General features: G+C 28.4%; 19 protein-coding genes. 12 read left to right on the forward strand and 7 right to left on the reverse strand.

All coding sequences use genetic code 11. From position 1 onward, the window contains the following. Positions 1–47 precede the first annotated feature (47 nt). From BLT70_RS09810 to BLT70_RS09835, 6 genes are all read left to right on the forward strand, one after another. Positions 48–875, forward strand: coding sequence for a hypothetical protein (locus BLT70_RS09810; protein WP_091893963.1), 828 nt, complete (start codon positions 48–50; stop codon positions 873–875). A gap of 145 nt (positions 876–1020) precedes the next feature. Continuing rightward, entirely contained in the window at positions 1021–1980 is a 960-nt protein-coding gene (locus BLT70_RS09815; RefSeq protein WP_157691878.1) for a hypothetical protein, read from the forward strand. A gap of 153 nt (positions 1981–2133) precedes the next feature. Then, complete coding sequence (locus BLT70_RS09820) at positions 2134–2928, forward strand: DUF2971 domain-containing protein (RefSeq protein WP_091893967.1); 795 nt, start codon at positions 2134–2136, stop codon at positions 2926–2928. Positions 2929–3061: 133 nt separating this feature from the next. Then, positions 3062–3748, forward strand: coding sequence for a hypothetical protein (locus BLT70_RS09825; RefSeq protein WP_091893969.1), 687 nt, complete (start codon positions 3062–3064; stop codon positions 3746–3748). A 202-nt stretch (positions 3749–3950) separates the two neighbouring features. After that, positions 3951–4409, forward strand: a complete 459-nt coding sequence (locus BLT70_RS09830) for a helix-turn-helix domain-containing protein (RefSeq protein WP_091893387.1) — start codon at positions 3951–3953, stop codon at positions 4407–4409. Continuing rightward, entirely contained in the window at positions 4355–5203 is an 849-nt protein-coding gene (locus BLT70_RS09835) for an IS3 family transposase (RefSeq protein WP_231962853.1), read from the forward strand. Before BLT70_RS09830 ends, BLT70_RS09835 begins: the two co-directional genes overlap by 55 nt. 206 nt (positions 5204–5409) lie before the next feature. Here the strand turns inward: BLT70_RS09835 and BLT70_RS09840 are convergent, their stop codons facing one another. The 5 genes from BLT70_RS09840 to BLT70_RS09860 all read right to left on the reverse strand — a co-directional run bounded on the left by BLT70_RS09840 (position 5410) and on the right by BLT70_RS09860 (position 8438). Continuing rightward, positions 5410–5604, reverse strand: coding sequence for a hypothetical protein (locus BLT70_RS09840; protein ID WP_091893973.1), 195 nt, complete (start codon positions 5602–5604; stop codon positions 5410–5412). A 129-nt stretch (positions 5605–5733) separates the two neighbouring features. Further along, positions 5734–5994, reverse strand: coding sequence for a hypothetical protein (locus BLT70_RS09845; RefSeq protein ID WP_091893975.1), 261 nt, complete (start codon positions 5992–5994; stop codon positions 5734–5736). A gap of 39 nt (positions 5995–6033) precedes the next feature. Continuing rightward, the gene (locus BLT70_RS09850) at positions 6034–6726 is read right to left on the reverse strand and encodes an HAD family hydrolase (protein WP_091893977.1); all 693 of its coding nucleotides are present in this window, start codon (positions 6724–6726) and stop codon (positions 6034–6036) included. After that, a complete protein-coding gene (gene kdsB, locus BLT70_RS09855) occupies positions 6726–7457 on the reverse strand; it encodes a 3-deoxy-manno-octulosonate cytidylyltransferase (RefSeq protein ID WP_091893979.1) in 732 nt (243 codons plus the stop codon). Before kdsB ends, BLT70_RS09850 begins: the two co-directional genes overlap by 1 nt. Positions 7458–7460: 3 nt before the next feature. Continuing rightward, positions 7461–8438, reverse strand: coding sequence for a type I phosphomannose isomerase catalytic subunit (locus tag BLT70_RS09860; RefSeq protein WP_091893981.1), 978 nt, complete (start codon positions 8436–8438; stop codon positions 7461–7463). Between the two features lie 100 nt (positions 8439–8538). On the opposite strand from BLT70_RS09860, the gene BLT70_RS09865 reads away from it, so the two are divergent. Together BLT70_RS09865 and BLT70_RS09870 are read left to right on the forward strand one after the other, a co-directional pair. Further along, positions 8539–8730, forward strand: coding sequence for a hypothetical protein (locus BLT70_RS09865; protein WP_091893983.1), 192 nt, complete (start codon positions 8539–8541; stop codon positions 8728–8730). 63 nt (positions 8731–8793) lie between these two features. Then, complete coding sequence (locus BLT70_RS09870; protein WP_157691879.1) at positions 8794–9708, forward strand: hypothetical protein; 915 nt, start codon at positions 8794–8796, stop codon at positions 9706–9708. Positions 9709–9712: 4 nt separating this feature from the next. Here the strand turns inward: BLT70_RS09870 and BLT70_RS09875 are convergent, their stop codons facing one another. Together BLT70_RS09875 and idi are read right to left on the reverse strand one after the other, a co-directional pair. After that, a complete protein-coding gene (locus tag BLT70_RS09875) occupies positions 9713–10123 on the reverse strand; it encodes a 6-carboxytetrahydropterin synthase (protein ID WP_091893986.1) in 411 nt (136 codons plus the stop codon). 33 nt (positions 10124–10156) lie between these two features. Then, entirely contained in the window at positions 10157–10681 is a 525-nt protein-coding gene (gene idi / locus BLT70_RS09880) for an isopentenyl-diphosphate Delta-isomerase (protein WP_091893988.1), read from the reverse strand. Between the two features lie 122 nt (positions 10682–10803). On the opposite strand from idi, the gene BLT70_RS09885 reads away from it, so the two are divergent. From BLT70_RS09885 to BLT70_RS09900, 4 genes are all read left to right on the forward strand, one after another. Beyond that, entirely contained in the window at positions 10804–11493 is a 690-nt protein-coding gene (locus tag BLT70_RS09885; RefSeq protein WP_091893990.1) for a peptidylprolyl isomerase, read from the forward strand. A gap of 239 nt (positions 11494–11732) precedes the next feature. Continuing rightward, positions 11733–13325 carry a peptide chain release factor 3 gene (locus BLT70_RS09890; RefSeq protein WP_091893992.1) on the forward strand — a complete coding sequence of 531 codons (1593 nt, stop codon included), beginning with the start codon at positions 11733–11735 and terminating at the stop codon, positions 13323–13325. Positions 13326–13330: 5 nt separating this feature from the next. Next, on the forward strand, positions 13331–14893 hold the full coding sequence (locus BLT70_RS09895; protein WP_091893994.1) for a hypothetical protein: 1563 nt from the start codon (positions 13331–13333) through the stop codon (positions 14891–14893). A 157-nt stretch (positions 14894–15050) separates the two neighbouring features. Continuing rightward, positions 15051–15980 (forward strand): peptidylprolyl isomerase, encoded by a 930-nt coding sequence (locus BLT70_RS09900; protein WP_091893998.1) that lies wholly within the window; start codon positions 15051–15053, stop codon positions 15978–15980. Positions 15981–16045: the final 65 nt, after the last annotated feature.

Below are 16045 nucleotides of genomic sequence, written 5' to 3' on the forward strand. Positions count from 1 at the left end.
CAAAGCTTATACAACAACGTTAGCTGTAATTAACCACTCGAAACCTTATGGAACAAAGAATTTCAATTAGTAAAGCAATAAACAGAGGTCACTTAATTGTGAATCTTCCAGTTTGTATATCTATGTTTGGAATTCCTGCTCTAGCATTTTATTTTTCAGCTGAAAATTTAATTCCTAATTGGGGAATTGGAGTCAGTTTTGTAATTGGATTTACACTTGCTTGGTTAACTTGGAGTTTTATGATTATGAAATGGCGAATTTGGGCATTTAATAAAGTTAGAAATGTTCACGAACTGAAAAAGAAAGCTATCGAACAAGGTTTAATGTGGAATGACGATAGTTGGTTTAATAAAACTGAAATAAGAACTAACTCTGACAAGTTGCAATGGAAAGTCTTGGAGAAAAAATTTGATAAAAAAGATGTCTTTAAAGAAGATCAATCTGTTTCTAAAAAATCAATTATTTATTACTCGAAAATTAAAAATACTTATGAATTTTTAATAATGTTAATAGCTTTGGGTGGTGGAATTTATTTACTTCTTAAATCAGACAGTTATATAATTGGAACATTATTAGTTTTATCTGGAACATATTTTGGTTTTAAGGAAATAAAAAAAGTTTTTAATTTTAGTCCACAAATAACAATAGATAATAAAGGAATAAAAACAGCTACTACTGAATTCAAAAATTGGAGTGAAATAAAAAATGAAGAGATTATTATAGAAGGTTATGGAAAAAATAAGGAATTTTATATGATTTATGATTATTCAAATGGTTTTGAAAAAATAAAAATTGATGATTTCAATATTAGTCCTAAAAAATTAGAGAATTTAATAAGAACATATAGAATTAGGAATAATAAAAACTACAGCTAACACCGTGTATAATTAATGGCTGGTTCACGCCTACTTACGAAAATCCTCGCGGATTTTCTATTTGGTTTTTATTTGCTAAATTAGGTGCTTAAACACGCCACTTATCATACACAAACACGTTGCCACACATTTGAAAATAAGAACATTGAGAAAAATTTACTTACTGACTTTAATGTCAATTATTTTATTTAACTGCCAAAAGAAAACGGAATTGAGAACTGATTTACAGCCAATTTATTCAGATTCGAAAAACGCTTTACAAGGAAACAATCTGTATGGAAAAGTTAAAAAAATTGAATATTACAAAACAACTTTTCAGAACATAGAAAATGAAGATAAACCTGTTCTGAACAAAATAGAAGAATACACCGATTTTGGGGAATTGAAAAAAGTAGAATACTTCGATAATTATGGAGAACTTACACAAACCAATGATATTGATTATAACAAAAACCAAGAGTTCATAAAAAGTGTTTCAATTAACAAATCAAACGAATCAAATATTATTCAAATTTCGGAATATGATACTATCAAAAACACAAGTGAATTGAGTGTCTTCGTTAATGATACAATTGACCATAAAACAACTTTTTATTATGGAAAAAATGATTATCAAATAAAGCGAATTTCTATTAAAGGAAATGATACAACCGAAGTTAATTTAGAATACGTTTTTGACGATAATGATAAAATAATATCTTCTACACAAAAAGAAAAAGGGAATGACAAATCAATGACAACTAATCTGTTTAAATATGACAATAACAACAACCTAATAGAATCGTCATATAAAACAGAATGGATGGAAATGATAAGCGAAACGGAATGGAAAGATGGAAGAATTTTTAAACAAACTTCCTATACAATATCAGCGGATTTAAAAAAGCATACAAACAACATAACTGAATTTGATATTTTATATAATCCTATCAATTCAAAAGAATTCGACGATTCAAAATTAAACCGAGAATTGAAATTTGATTATGAATTTGACAAGAATGGGAATTGGATTAAGAAAAATGTATCATTGAAAGAACATTTTAATAATTCAAAGGGATTCGTTCCAATTTATGTTGATACGAGAAAAATAAGTTATTGGAAATAAAAAAACGTGTGGCAACAACGTGTATAATTAATTGCTAGGTTCTAGCCTACTTGCGAAAATTCCTGCGGAATTTTCACGGGTTCGTTAAAGTTTACTAACTTAGTTGCTTAACCACGCAACTAACCATACACAATCACGTTAGGCACAAATTCAATGATCGAATTAGACGAAATAGATAGAATAATAAGAAAAGATCTTCTCAAAGTTCTGAATACTAATATTGTATATCATTATTCAAATTTTGAAATTGGAGTAGAAAAAATAATTTTAAATAATAATCTAAAATTTTCTAGTCCGAATGAATTTAATGACCCTTTTGATTGTAATGAAGATTTGTTAAAATTAAGAATCACTAAAGAGTCTGCTATAAAACAAATTAAAGATTCAAAGCAAAAATTAACTAGAAATGAAAGAACAAGGCTAATTAAAAAAATAACTAATCCCAATACAATATCTTCTCAGATGAAAGAAACGAAAAAGGATTACAAATTAGCTTGTTTCTCAGAAAAGTCAGATGAAACCCTAATGTGGTCTCATTATTCCGATAAACATAGAGGAATTTGTATTGGTTTTAGTTTCCCTCATCAATATCCAGGGAAATTTATTCTTTGCCCAATAAAATATCTGGAAAAAATCGAGAAACTAGATGGAGAATCGGAAGCCACAAAAGTTATTTTATATTGGTTAACAACAAAGTCGGAAAGGTGGAGTTATGAAAAAGAGATTAGAGCTATTACTCAAAGTAAGAATACTAATTCATACGGACTTATAGAATTTGAAAGAAAATATGTTTCAGAAATAATATTTGGTTGTATGGTACCTGAAAATGATATAAACCAAACTATGAAAAAAATAAATTTAAATTATGGTGAAAATAATATTATCTTTAATAAAATGAGAATTAATTCAGATACATTTTTATTGGAAAAAATAACCATCAGTGCCTAACACCGTGTATAAAAAATTGCTATATTTAGCTAAACTAAAACTTGTTGCTTTTTTGCAAACTTCTGAATTTCCGCTGGAAATTCCTCGTTCACAAAATCGCAACTTTTAATACACAACAACGTTACCTACAATTATGAAGAACATTCCGTTACTGATTTTAACATTGATTTTAATTGCAAGTTGCGATTCAAAACAAACTTCATCGGAATTGGAAAAATTAACAAAAAAACTTAACGAAAAAGAAAATCGGATTTCGGAATTGCAAAGTCAAATTGAGAATTTAGAAAAAATTAATAAGCGGACTGAGAACACTCAAACTTCTGACTATTATCGCTTCGTGGAAACTACTGACTCTGAAATAAATGTTGCGGAAAAATTAAAAATCGGAGTACAAAAATTAATCGATAAAAAGGACTTTAAAGATACTTTAGACATATCAGACAATTTTTTCGTTTATAAACACACATCTGAAATCACTCAAACGTCTGAATCGGAATTTGAATCAGTCTTGCGTGATTTTGACCAAGTTAAATCGGAATATGGAAATGACTTTTTTGTACGAGTAATGACTTTTTATAATGGACAAAGTTTACCTATCGAAACCGAAAATTCTAAAACTGATATTCATATTTTAATTCAACCGACTGAATTAGGTTATGAAAATAAAACGTTCGTGATTTCGGACTTTTATGATGTTGACATAAAAATGCTCGAAAAGAAAGAGAATAGTGTCGAACTGACTTTTGAACACGGAAAATTTCCAAGAAAAAGTGAATTAATAATAATAAAACCTGAATTAGTAAAATTTGGAAATAAATAACTGTAGGTAACATCGTATATAATTTATTGCTAGTTCTAGCCTACTTACGAAAATCCTCGCGGATTTTCTATTCGGTTTTTATTTGCTAAATTAGGTGCTTAACCACGCAACAAACCATATACAAACACGTTAGCAAACATTTGAAAACTATACTTTCCTGAAATAGGTTGACTAAAAATTAAACACTTAATTATAGTCACTTATGAAAACACAAAATGAACACTGCCGAAAAAAAACTTACGAAAAAGTAACTTTAGAGCTTAAATTATTAGTCGTTGACCAAATTCAAAATGGTCAGATCTCAACCAACTTCGCTTCTAAAAAATATGACATTCCTAGAACTACCATTGGCTATTGGATTAAAAAATATAGTACTTTAGTGCAACAAAATACAGGAATGAGCAAAATAAACGAAATAAAAAAATTAAAGGAACGTATTGAAGCCCTTGAGTTTATCAAAGACTTTCAGCAAGATATTATTGCCGATATGGAAATCATTACAGGAGTCGATTTATCAAAAAAGTCGCTGCCCAAAACATTAGTAAAAGAGATAGAGCTAAAAAAGAAAAACCGTTTAAAAGAAAGTGGTTCTATGAATGTTTTGGGATTAGTAAACAAGCCTTCTACAAAAGATGTAAAGAGCAAGAAATCAAACAAATAAATTATGATAAACTTATTGTAATGATACTAGATTATCGCAAAAAAGTAGGCATGAGAACTGGTGGTATTAAGCTGTATGATGAACTAAAATCTGACTTCATAAAACAAAACATAAAGATGGGAAGAGATAAATTTTACGACTTTTTAAGGCTCCATAATTTGCTCGTCCCTAAGCTTAAAAATTACGTGACAACAACAGATTCGAATCATCAATTTAGAAAATATAAAAACCTGATTAAAGACCAAGTGCCTAATAGACCAGAACAACTCTGGGTAACCGATATAACATACATTAAAACAGAAAATGGACACAATTATCTAGCAATCGTAACAGATGCTTATTCCAAGCAAATTATGGGCTATAAATTAGATAACAACATGAAAACATCTCTTTGTACAGAAGCTCTTGCTATGGCTATTAAAAACAGAAAATATCCTAATGAAAAACTAATTCATCATTCCGATAGAGGTTTTCAATACTGTAATCCTAAATACACAGCATTTGCCGAAGAAAATGGAATGATAATGAGTATGACAGAACAATATGATCCTTACGAAAATGCAATCGCTGAGAGAATTAATAGAACTTTAAAATATGAATATGGACTTAGAAACTGTATTAAAAACACTGCTATTGCTCAAGAAATCACAAAACAAGCTGTAGATATATACAATAATTTGAGAAAGCATTTTAGCCTAGATTTAAGAAATCCTGCTGACGTACATTTAAATCCTAACATCAAATACAAATCATATCGAAAAAATAAAGTAAATTTACCTGAACTTAAAATTTAATCTAAAAGCTAGTTCAAATTATTTTTTTGCCTTCTAAACGGCTAAAAAAAATAGTTTGAACGGGTAAATTAATAAAAAAAAAGGTCAACCTATATCAGTATAATACAAACTATACTTTCCTGAAATAGGTTGACTAAAAATTAAACACTTTTATCAAAATTCTAACCATTAAAAAAGGCTATCTAAATAGACAGCCTTTGTTTTTTTTATTTTATTAAATACATACAAGCGTATAACTCTGGCTTGTTTGCTGTATACTCTTTTATCCAAATTGTTAACTCTTTTACTTCAAAAGGTAACAGCATATTTAAAGCTTTCTCTAATTCTTTACAAAATAAATCTGAATTAAAGCTCACTTTTTTTAGTACAGTTTTGGTGTACTCAAACATTGCTCTAGCCATATTTTTAAAAAATTAAGTTTATAATATTAGAACGTAAACTAAATCGTTTTAGTATAGACCAAAGTTAACAAAAAAACCAACATCTTTTACAGATGTTGGTCTTAATATTTTGTTTAAAAATTGTTAAATTTATAAACTATTAATTTTTTCTACTAAACCTTTAGCTTTAGCTTCTAAATCTGCATTTATAGCTTTAAAATGAGCTTTTTTGTTTTCAACTTTTTTAGTATTAACGTTAGCAATTAAAGCATCAAATGTTTCAATAGCTTCATCAATAATTACATTACCTTCTTTTTGTTGATTTTTTAAAGCTGCAACATCAATTGCATATTCAATAACATCACCTAAAACGTAATTGATATCTTTTTTTAAGTTTTTTATACTTGACATAATTTATTTTATTTTAAAGATGCAAAAGTAGTCTATTTATTATAAATAAGACAATACTTGCTTAATATTTAGAACAGTAACATAGTTTGTTTTAGATTCTTTTTCTTTTGACACTTTTTCGTGTGCCCAAGTTGTATGAAAAGGAACATGAATTGCAGATGAACCAATTGCTACCAAAGGTAAAACATCAGATTTTAAAGAGTTTCCAATCATTAAAAATTCTGATGGATCAATATCTAAATGTTTTATTAATTTATGATAATCTTTCTCTTTTTTATCACTCATTACTTCTATATGATGAAAATAGTTAAGTAAGTTTGACTTTTCTAGCTTGCGTTCTTGGTCTAACAAATCGCCTTTTGTGGCAACAACCAACTTATATTTACCTTGTAAAGATTGTAATACTTCCTCTATTCCGTCTAATAATTCTATTGGTTTTTCTAACATTTCTTTACCAATATTTAAAATCTTTTCAAACGATTTTTGTTCTAATTGATAATTAGAAAGTTCCAAAGCACATTCTACCATAGACAGCACAAAACCTTTAATTCCGTAACCATAAATTGATAAATTTTTAATTTCGGTTTTAAAGAGCTCTTGATCTATTTTATTTTCGGTTTCATACCCAGATAAAATTTGTGCAAATTCTTTTTCTGCGTCTCTAAAATAAGTTTCATTTACCCACAAAGTATCATCTGCATCAAATGCAATTACTTTAATTTTAGAATTCATTATTTGTTTAAATATTTAATCGCTTTTTCTAAATCTTCTGGTGTATCAATTCCAACAGCTTCAACATCTGTTTCTACCATTTTAATTTTTTTACCAATTTCTTGATATCTAATTGCTTCAATTTTTTCTGATGCTTCTAAAGGCGTAATTGGTGTATGATAAAAATCGATTAAAGCTTGTTTTCTAAACGCATACACACCTTTATGTTTGTAATATTTTACATCAACATTTAGATCTCTATGAAAAGGAATTACACTTCTAGAAAAATAAATTGCCAAGTTATTTACATCCGTAATTACCTTAACATTATTAGGGTTTTCAATATCTTCTTTGTTTGTAATTTGCACTTTTAAAGAAGCTAAATCAATTTCTTTTTTACTATCTTTTTTAAAAACATCAATTAATTTAGAAAGTGAAACTTCATCTATAAAAGGTTCATCTCCTTGTACATTTATAACAATATCTGCATCAATATTTTCTACAGCTTCGGCAATTCTATCAGAACCACATTCGTGTTCTTTTTTACTCATAATTGCTTTTCCGCCAACGCTATTTATCGTTTTAAAAATAACATCAGAATCTGTAACGATATATACTTCATCAAACAAATTAGCGTTTAAGGCAGCTTCGTACGTTCTTAAAATTACAGGTTTTCCTCCTAAATCTTTCATCAACTTTCCTGGAAAACGGCTTGCACTGTAACGTGCAGGAATCATGGCAATTATTTTCATAAACTATTTGATGTAAACTTCTAATAATTCTGATTTTCCTTCAGAACTAATTTTAATGTTTTTGATACACGCAGGAACTAAAATAGTTTCTCCTGTTTGTAATTTTTCGGTTTGATTTTCATACTGAAATTCAACACTACCTTCTACACACATATAAATTACAAAACTATCTTTTTCTTGATGGTTGATAGAAATCTCGCCTTTAATTGGCAAAACATTGGTTGTAAAATACTGACAAGAAACAATCTCTGATGCTGCATTTTCTTTTTCTGAATACACTGTTTTGTAAGAATCTATTACAGAATAATCGATGGCATCAATTGCTTCTTCTGTGTGTAAATCTCTAAAAGTTCCATCAGGATTTGGCCTGTCCCAATCATAAATTCTATAAGTAATATCTGATGTTTGCTGAATTTCTGCCAACAAAACGCCTGCACCAATTGCATGAACTCTACCTGTTGGAATAAAATAAACATCGCCTTTTTGTACTTCATCAACATTTAAAATATCTAATAACGATTTATTTTCTAAATGTTTTAAATACTCTTCTGATGTAACTTCTTTTTGAAAACCAACAATTAAATTCGCTTTTTCGTCGGCTTGCATTACATACCACATTTCTGTTTTCCCGAAGGAATTATGGCGTTCTTGTGACAATTTATCATTTGGATGTAATTGTATACTTAACGCTTCTTTTGCATCAATAAATTTAATTAAAAGCGGGAATTTCTCTCCAAAATGAGTATAAATTTTATCGCCAACTAAATCAGATTTGTACTCAGAAATTAGTTCTTTTAAATTTTTTCCTTTTAATTTTCCATTTGTAACAATAGATGTATCTCCTTCAACATCAGAAATTTCCCAGCTTTCGCCAATATCTTTTCTTGTTGATTTTTTATTTAATAAAGTTGCTAATTTTTCTCCTCCCCAAATTTTATCCTTTAAAATAGGTTTAAATTTTATTAACTGATTTATTTTCATATATATATATTTATAAAACAAATTTAATACTTCTTCTATACAATTATTGTAATAAAAAAATAATTAACTTTGATTTAATTACAAATATAACAATAAATATATGGGATTTTTCTGGGATTTAATTCAGCAAAGTAAAATAAACGAACAAAGTGATAAAGCAAATAATCTAGAAGAAAGGGTTTTAATTTTAGAAAAAGAACTGCAAAACACTAAAATATTATTAAGAAAAACACTTGTAACATTAGAAAAGCATCTTGGTAAAGATATTGATGGCGATGGAAAATTAGGGTAATTTATCCGAAGAGAACTAGGTTTTTTATTTATCTTTATCGTTTTAATTTATCAATTTACTAAAGTGAAAAAAAAAGTATTCTTAATTCTATTTGTTCTGTTTTTTACTAAACTTTTTTCCCTTGAAAGAACTTTGTATGTAGATAATTTTAATTCTATTTTAGGTAGCCCATCAAATGAAGATAAACTTCTAAAATTTGCTAGTAAAAACAACTTTAATACTTTAATATTATATCAATTAAATAAAGTTGACAAATTGTATTCTTTAACAGATCCTAGAAAAAACAACATTTTAGCAGAATTTATATCAAAAGCTAAAACCAAGTTTAATATAAAGCGTATTGGCGCGTCTGGAGAATCTGCCACTTTCTTTAAAAATAGGATTGATATTTATAATACTTCTAGAAATAAATCCGAAGAAAAGTTTGATATTTATAATTTAGAGTACGAATATTGGTCTAAAAATGCGTCTGGAATTGATGGTTATTATTGTGTAAATTATTTAGAAGAAAATAAACTTCCTTGTACTAGAAAAGGCTCTTTTAAATATTTTATTGATAATTTAAAAGATCTAAAACTACTTACAAAGAATAAAAAGCATAGTGTAAAAGTTGATGCTTATGTTGGTTATTATACGCAAAACGAAATTCTAGAAATCAGCAAAAACTGTGATCGTTTAGTTATACAAGCGCATGGTAAAAGCCCTGAATTAAGTTTTTCGTTTGCTAAAAAAAACTTAGAAAATCTTTATAAAACGAATAGTAAAATAAAAGCTTCAATCATTTTTTCTACCAATATGGATAAACTTGGTTATTGGTTAAAATTTGATAGTTTAGACAACGGAGAAAGTAAGTTTTTTGACAAAATGAATAGTATAAATGCAAACCTAAAAAAGAAATTAAATTTTGATGGCTTTAGTTATCACTCCTACTCTATTCTCGAAAGATCTGTAAATTATTATACTTACAGTAAAAATTAAAAAACTACCCAGAATAGGTTACAAAATTTCTAGGTGTTTCGTACAAAGTAATTTCTAACTCTAAATGGTTGGGTAAATGTTTTCTTAATTTATCATAAATAACAACAGCTATATTTTCTGCAGTTGGATTTAAATTTTTAAATTCTTCGACTTCTAAGTTTAAATTTTTATGATCAAAATTGTTTTCGATATACTCTTTAATTAAGTTACTTAAAATACCTAAATCGAAAACGTAACCAGTTTCTTTATCAATAACTCCTGTTAAAGAAACTATTAATTCGTAATTATGACCATGAAAATTTGGGTTGCTACATTTACTAAAAACTTCAAAGTTTTTTTCATCAGACCAATCTTTTCTATATAATCTGTGAGCTGCATTAAAATGTGCTTTTCTATGAACAGTAACTTTGGGCATAATCAGATTTTTAATTTGTTTTAATACGAAAACTTATATTTTGTAATTCTTGATTTTATCATAAGATTCCTTAAAAATTATTTTGAACCATTCAGTATAAATTATAGGATTTTTCTCGATATCCGATTTTACATCATCTAATTGCATCCATTTATAAGCTTCAACTTCATCTTTATTGATATTAGGTTCGTCATCAAAATAGCCAATTAATACATGATCTAATTCGTGCTCTGTTAAGCCATTATCAAAAGGGGCTTTGTAAATAAATGAAAAAACTTCGTTTAAACTTGCTGTAAAACCCATTTCTTCTTGTAATCTTCTTTCTCCAGCTTCAATATTACTTTCTCCGCTTCTTTGATGAGAACAACAAGTATTTGTCCATAATAAAGGCGAATGATATTTGTGTGCTGCTCTTTGTTGCAACATTAACTCACCTTTAATATTAAAAATAAATACCGAAAAAGCTCTGTGTAAAACAGCTTTTTCATGCGCTTCCATTTTAGGCATTTCGCCTATTTGATTGTCGTTCTTATCAACTAAAATCACTAGTTCCTCCATAATTGCAAATATAATAGATTCAATTAGGTTTAAAACTTAAAAATATAATAAAACCTTGAGATTTTTCTATAGTTTTATTTTGATGAATTATATTTGAGGATTCGTAAAAATAAAATCCTAAAGTGAAAATTTTCTTTAAAATAGTATTCCTCGTATTTATAATTTCCTTTTATCACTGTGATAATAATAAAGTTGGAAAAGAAAATTCTGTTGAAATTGAAAAGAGAAAAACTGCTCTAGAAAAAAAAATAATAAAACCTTGGGACAGTTTAAATAATGAAAACACAGAAGCTTTTTTAACTGAATATGGTAAACAAAACACAGAAACAAAAGTTATAATAAAAACAGAATTTGGTAATATTAAACTACTATTATATAATGATGTTCCTATACACAGAGCTAATTTTATATTTCTAACAAAAATTAAATATTTTAATACAACTGTTATTTATAGAGTTGCCAAAAACTTTGTAATTCAAGGAGGTAATTCTGATAATATGTACACGCAAAAACAACGAAGAAAATACGGTAATTATTTATTAAAACCAGAATTTAGAAAAAATAGAAAACATAAATATGGTGCGTTAGCAGCTGCAAGATATTGGGAAAACAATCCTAATAAATTATCAAGTCCGTTTGAGTTTTATATGGTTCATGATAGAAATGGCGCTCATCATTTAAATAATGAACATACTGTTTTTGGCGAAGTTATTTCTGGTTTTGATACAATGGATAAAATTTCTAAAGTTAAAGTTGGTGCAGATGAATGGCCTATCAAAGACATAAAAATGACGATAGAAATTCTAGAATAAAAATTAATTCTCATATACTTTTTTTGATAGAAATTCTATCTGATACAGATTACCACGGATAAAACTAAAAAAACACTTCATTTTTATATTTGATTATTATCAAAATACAGAAAGATTAGTTCTTATTTTATATTGAGTAACAATACTTAAAACTATGAAATTACTGTCTTATATTCAAATCTCTGTGATGATAAAAAAATATAGAATAAAAACCTATCTTTGCACCTCAAATTTTGTAGATGAGTTTTTTAAAAGAAATAGAACGTAGAAGAACATTTGGTATCATTTCGCATCCAGATGCTGGTAAAACTACTTTAACAGAAAAGTTGTTATTATTCGGAGGAGCAATTCAGGAAGCTGGGGCTGTAAAAAATAATAAAATTAAAAAAGGTGCAACTTCCGATTTTATGGAAATTGAGCGCCAAAGAGGAATTTCTGTAGCAACTTCTGTGTTAGCTTTCATCTACAAAAACAAAAAAATAAACATTCTAGACACACCTGGTCACAAAGATTTTGCTGAAGATACTTTTAGAACTTTAACAGCTGTAGACAGCGTTATTGTTGTAATTGACGTTGCAAAAGGTGTAGAACCACAAACCGAAAAATTGGTTGAAGTTTGTAGAATGAGAAATATACCAATGTTGGTTTTTATCAATAAATTGGATAGAGAAGGTAAAGATGCCTTTGATTTATTAGATGAAGTTGAACAAAAATTAGGATTAACAGTAACTCCTATGAGTTTTCCTATAGGGATGGGGTATGACTTTAAAGGAATTTATAATATTTGGGAAAAGAAATTAAATCTTTTTTCTGGTGATAATAAAACTTCAATTTCTGAAGGAGTTGAATTTGATGATTTATCAAACCCAGAATTAGATACTATTGTTGGTGATAAAGCAGCAGAAACTTTACGAGAAGAAATAGAATTAATTAGCGAGGTTTATCCAGATTTTAATCAACAAGAATATTTAGAAGGAAAATTACAACCCGTATTTTTTGGTTCTGCATTAAATAACTTTGGTGTAAAAGAATTATTAGATGCTTTTATTGAAATTGCTCCTTCTCCACAACCTAAAAAAGCAGAAGAACGTCTAGTTGATTCTAAAGAAAAAAATTTAACTGGTTTTGTGTTTAAAATCCATGCAAATATGGATCCTAAACATAGAGACAGACTTGCTTTTATAAAAATTGTATCGGGAGTTTTTAGAAGAAATTCTCCTTATTTACATGTTCGAAACGGTAAAAAAGTAAAATTTTCTAGTCCGAATGCCTTTTTTGCTGAGAAAAAAGAAATTGTTGATGAATCGTATCCTGGAGATATTGTTGGTATTCATGACACTGGAAACTTTAAAATTGGAGACACTTTAACAGAAGGTGAAATACTTAATTTTAAAGGAATTCCAAGTTTTTCTCCAGAACATTTTAGATATGTTAACAATGCAGATCCTATGAAATCTAAACAATTATCTAAAGGTTTAGATCAATTAATGGATGAAGGTGTTGCGCAATTATTTACCTTAGACATGAATGGTCGTAAAGTAGTTGGTACAGTTGGTGCTTTACAATATGAAGTAATTCAATACAGATTAGAACACGAATATGGTGCAAAATGTACTTACGAAAATTTACAAGTTCATAAAGCTTGTTGGGTAGAACCTAAAGATATTAAAAATGATGAGTTTAAAGAATTTAAACGTGTTAAACAACGCTATTTAGCTAAAGACAAACAAGGTCAATTGGTTTTTTTAGCGGATTCTGAATTTACCATACAAATGACTCAAAGTAAATATCCATCAGTAAAATTACACTTTACTAGCGAGTATAAAAGTTAAAATTCATGAAAAATTTATTGTTCCTATTTGTTGTTCTATTGAGTTTTCAAAATTATTCTCAGACGTTTAATTTAACTGAATTAAAAGGAAAAGAATTACATAATAGTATTCGATTAAATTATATTTTGGTTCATCAGCCTTTTGAACAAGTAAATTACGAATTAGCTCCAACTTTAGGATTTATTGGTCTAAACTACAATATTCCATTAAATGATTGGTTGTACACGGGTGCTGGTTTTCATACCGCAATTACAGGAGATCAAGGTGGTTTATTTACCTTAGGTGTTAATTTAGGTGTAAATACACCCATTTATAAAAATTTATATTTTGATGCAAATGTACATTTTGGTGGCGGTGGCGGATTTAGAAGCTTAGTAAATGGTGGTGGAATGATTTACCCAAATGCTGGTTTACAGTATAAAAAAAACGGCTATTCTTTTGGTGTTCAATATGGTTATGTAAACTTTTTTACTGGAATTCAGAAAAATGACAACATTTCTTTCTTTGTAGAAATTCCAAGTCTATTAAGACTAAGTTCGTATAAAGATGCTCAAAAAACCTTTATTTTAAATGATAACTCAATTGATGAATTTTGGGCAAAACCAGCTGTAAAAAGTGTACAACAAATAACTTTTGATTATTTCTTTCCAATAGGAATGTCAAGAGCAGATATTACTACAAACCCTCAATACAAACCACTCACAGAAACATTATCAATTATTGGTTTCGAATATCAAAGATATTTAACTTCAAATACATTTATATATGCTCATGTAGACACCATGTATAGTGGTTTGGTATCTGGATTTATGGATTTATTTTTTGGTATTGGAAAGAATTTTATTGAAACTAAAAACGTTAACTTCTTTGCAAAAATGGGAATTGGTGCTGCTGGAGGAAGAATTTATCCTGAAGGCGGTTTAACAATGTACCCTAGCGCTGGTTTTGATGTTCATTTAAATGATAAATTAGGAATTAGTGCTCATGGTGGTTATCATAGAGCAATTGGCGGAACATTTGAAGCCTACACTGCTGGTGTAAGTTTAAAATATTATGGATTAACTGGTGGTTTAAAAGATCCTTTTTCTAAAGAAAGTGCATCAAAAATAAAAACTCACGGAGTTGGAGTTGGTGTTCAGAATCAGACATATTTTAAAATGGCTAAAGATGATAATACAACGATTGATTTAGAAATGATTGCACTAAAATTATTCTACGACTTAAATAAACGTTTTTATTTAGTTGGCGAAACTTCTTTTGCTTATGAAGGTAAATCTGGCGGTTATGCTCATGGAATATTTGGATTAGGAGTTAGAAGCAATCCATTTTTAAGTGGTAAAATTTCAACTTTTATTGAATTAATGGGAGGCGTTGCTGGTGGCGCTGGTGTTGATACTGGCGAGGGAGTTTTAGTAAGACCAACAATTGGTGTTAATTACCATTTAAGTGATAGTTTTTCTTTCAATATTGCAGCAGGACAAACTAGAACACCTTATGGAAATGTAAACTCTACAAATTTAAATATAGGTTTTACATATAATTTATCAATTTTAAACACAAAAAAATAAGAGAATCTAAGCTTGTTTTAGAAATCATTTAAAAGAAAAATAATCTTACTTTTTTATAAGATTAAAATAAATATCAGTTCGAGCGCAGTCAAGAACTAATACAAATAAAAACATTTCTCGACTGCGCGCGAGAAGTTAAATAGTAAAATAATTAAACATGGATAACGGAATATACGCAAAATTTACCACACCAAAAGGTGAAATTTTAGTAAAATTAGAACACGAAAAAGCACCAGGAACAGTAGGTAACTTTGTAGCTTTAGCAGAAGGAAACTTAGAAAACTCAGCAAAAAACCAAGGAACTCCTTATTATGATGGATTAAAATTTCATAGAGTAATCCCAGATTTTATGATTCAAGGAGGTTGTCCTCAAGGAACAGGTACAGGTAACCCTGGTTATAAGTTTGATGATGAATTTCATCCAGATTTAAAACACGATGCTCCTGGAAAGTTAGCAATGGCTAATTCTGGTCCAGCAACAAATGGAAGTCAATTTTACATTACTCATGTTCCTACTCCTTGGTTAGATGGTAAACATACAGTTTTTGGTACAGTTATAGATAGCCAAGATGTTGTAGATGCAGTTGCACAAGGCGATGACATGAAAGTAGAAATTATTAGAGTTGGTGCAAAAGCAGAAGCTTTTAATGCTGTAGAAGCTTTTAGAACTTTTGAAGGTTCAAGAGAAAAACGTGAGGCAGAAGAAAAAGCAAAACAAAAAGAATTATTAGATACTGTTGCTGCTGGTTACGAAGAAACTGCAAGTGGTTTACGTTACCAAATTTTACAAAAAGGAACTGGAAAACAAGCTACTAAAGGTGCTAATGTTTCTGTACATTATAAAGGTCAATTATTAGACGGTACTGTTTTTGATTCTTCTTACAAAAGAAAAGAACCAATTGACTTTAATGTTGGTGTTGGACAAGTAATTGCTGGTTGGGATGAAGGAATTTTATTATTACAAGTTGGAGATAAAGCTCGTTTTGTAATTCCATCTAACTTAGCTTATGGTGCTGCTGGTGCTGGAGGTGTAATTCCACCAAATGCAACCTTAATTTTTGACGTTGAATTAATGAATGTAAAATAACCATTCTACATTTTCAAAATGCATAAAAACTCTCGAAATTCGAGAGTTTTTATTTTTTATAAAGA

Origin of the sequence: Polaribacter sp. KT25b, from assembly GCF_900105145.1 — a bacterium.
GTDB lineage: Bacteria > Bacteroidota > Bacteroidia > Flavobacteriales > Flavobacteriaceae > Polaribacter.

Coding starts and splice junctions, on each gene's coding strand:
- BLT70_RS09810 (WP_091893963.1), top strand. CDS start 48: ATGGAACAAAGAATTTCAATTAGTAAAGCAATAAACAGAGGTCACTTA.
- BLT70_RS09820 (WP_091893967.1), top strand. CDS start 2,134: ATGATCGAATTAGACGAAATAGATAGAATAATAAGAAAAGATCTTCTC.
- BLT70_RS09825 (WP_091893969.1), top strand. CDS start 3,062: ATGAAGAACATTCCGTTACTGATTTTAACATTGATTTTAATTGCAAGT.
- BLT70_RS09830 (WP_091893387.1), top strand. CDS start 3,951: ATGAAAACACAAAATGAACACTGCCGAAAAAAAACTTACGAAAAAGTA.
- BLT70_RS09840 (WP_091893973.1), bottom strand. CDS start 5,604: ATGGCTAGAGCAATGTTTGAGTACACCAAAACTGTACTAAAAAAAGTG.
- BLT70_RS09845 (WP_091893975.1), bottom strand. CDS start 5,994: ATGTCAAGTATAAAAAACTTAAAAAAAGATATCAATTACGTTTTAGGT.
- BLT70_RS09850 (WP_091893977.1), bottom strand. CDS start 6,726: ATGAATTCTAAAATTAAAGTAATTGCATTTGATGCAGATGATACTTTG.
- kdsB (WP_091893979.1), bottom strand. CDS start 7,457: ATGAAAATAATTGCCATGATTCCTGCACGTTACAGTGCAAGCCGTTTT.
- BLT70_RS09860 (WP_091893981.1), bottom strand. CDS start 8,438: ATGAAAATAAATCAGTTAATAAAATTTAAACCTATTTTAAAGGATAAA.
- BLT70_RS09865 (WP_091893983.1), top strand. CDS start 8,539: ATGGGATTTTTCTGGGATTTAATTCAGCAAAGTAAAATAAACGAACAA.
- BLT70_RS09875 (WP_091893986.1), bottom strand. CDS start 10,123: ATGCCCAAAGTTACTGTTCATAGAAAAGCACATTTTAATGCAGCTCAC.
- idi (WP_091893988.1), bottom strand. CDS start 10,681: ATGGAGGAACTAGTGATTTTAGTTGATAAGAACGACAATCAAATAGGC.
- BLT70_RS09890 (WP_091893992.1), top strand. CDS start 11,733: ATGAGTTTTTTAAAAGAAATAGAACGTAGAAGAACATTTGGTATCATT.
- BLT70_RS09895 (WP_091893994.1), top strand. CDS start 13,331: ATGAAAAATTTATTGTTCCTATTTGTTGTTCTATTGAGTTTTCAAAAT.
- BLT70_RS09900 (WP_091893998.1), top strand. CDS start 15,051: ATGGATAACGGAATATACGCAAAATTTACCACACCAAAAGGTGAAATT.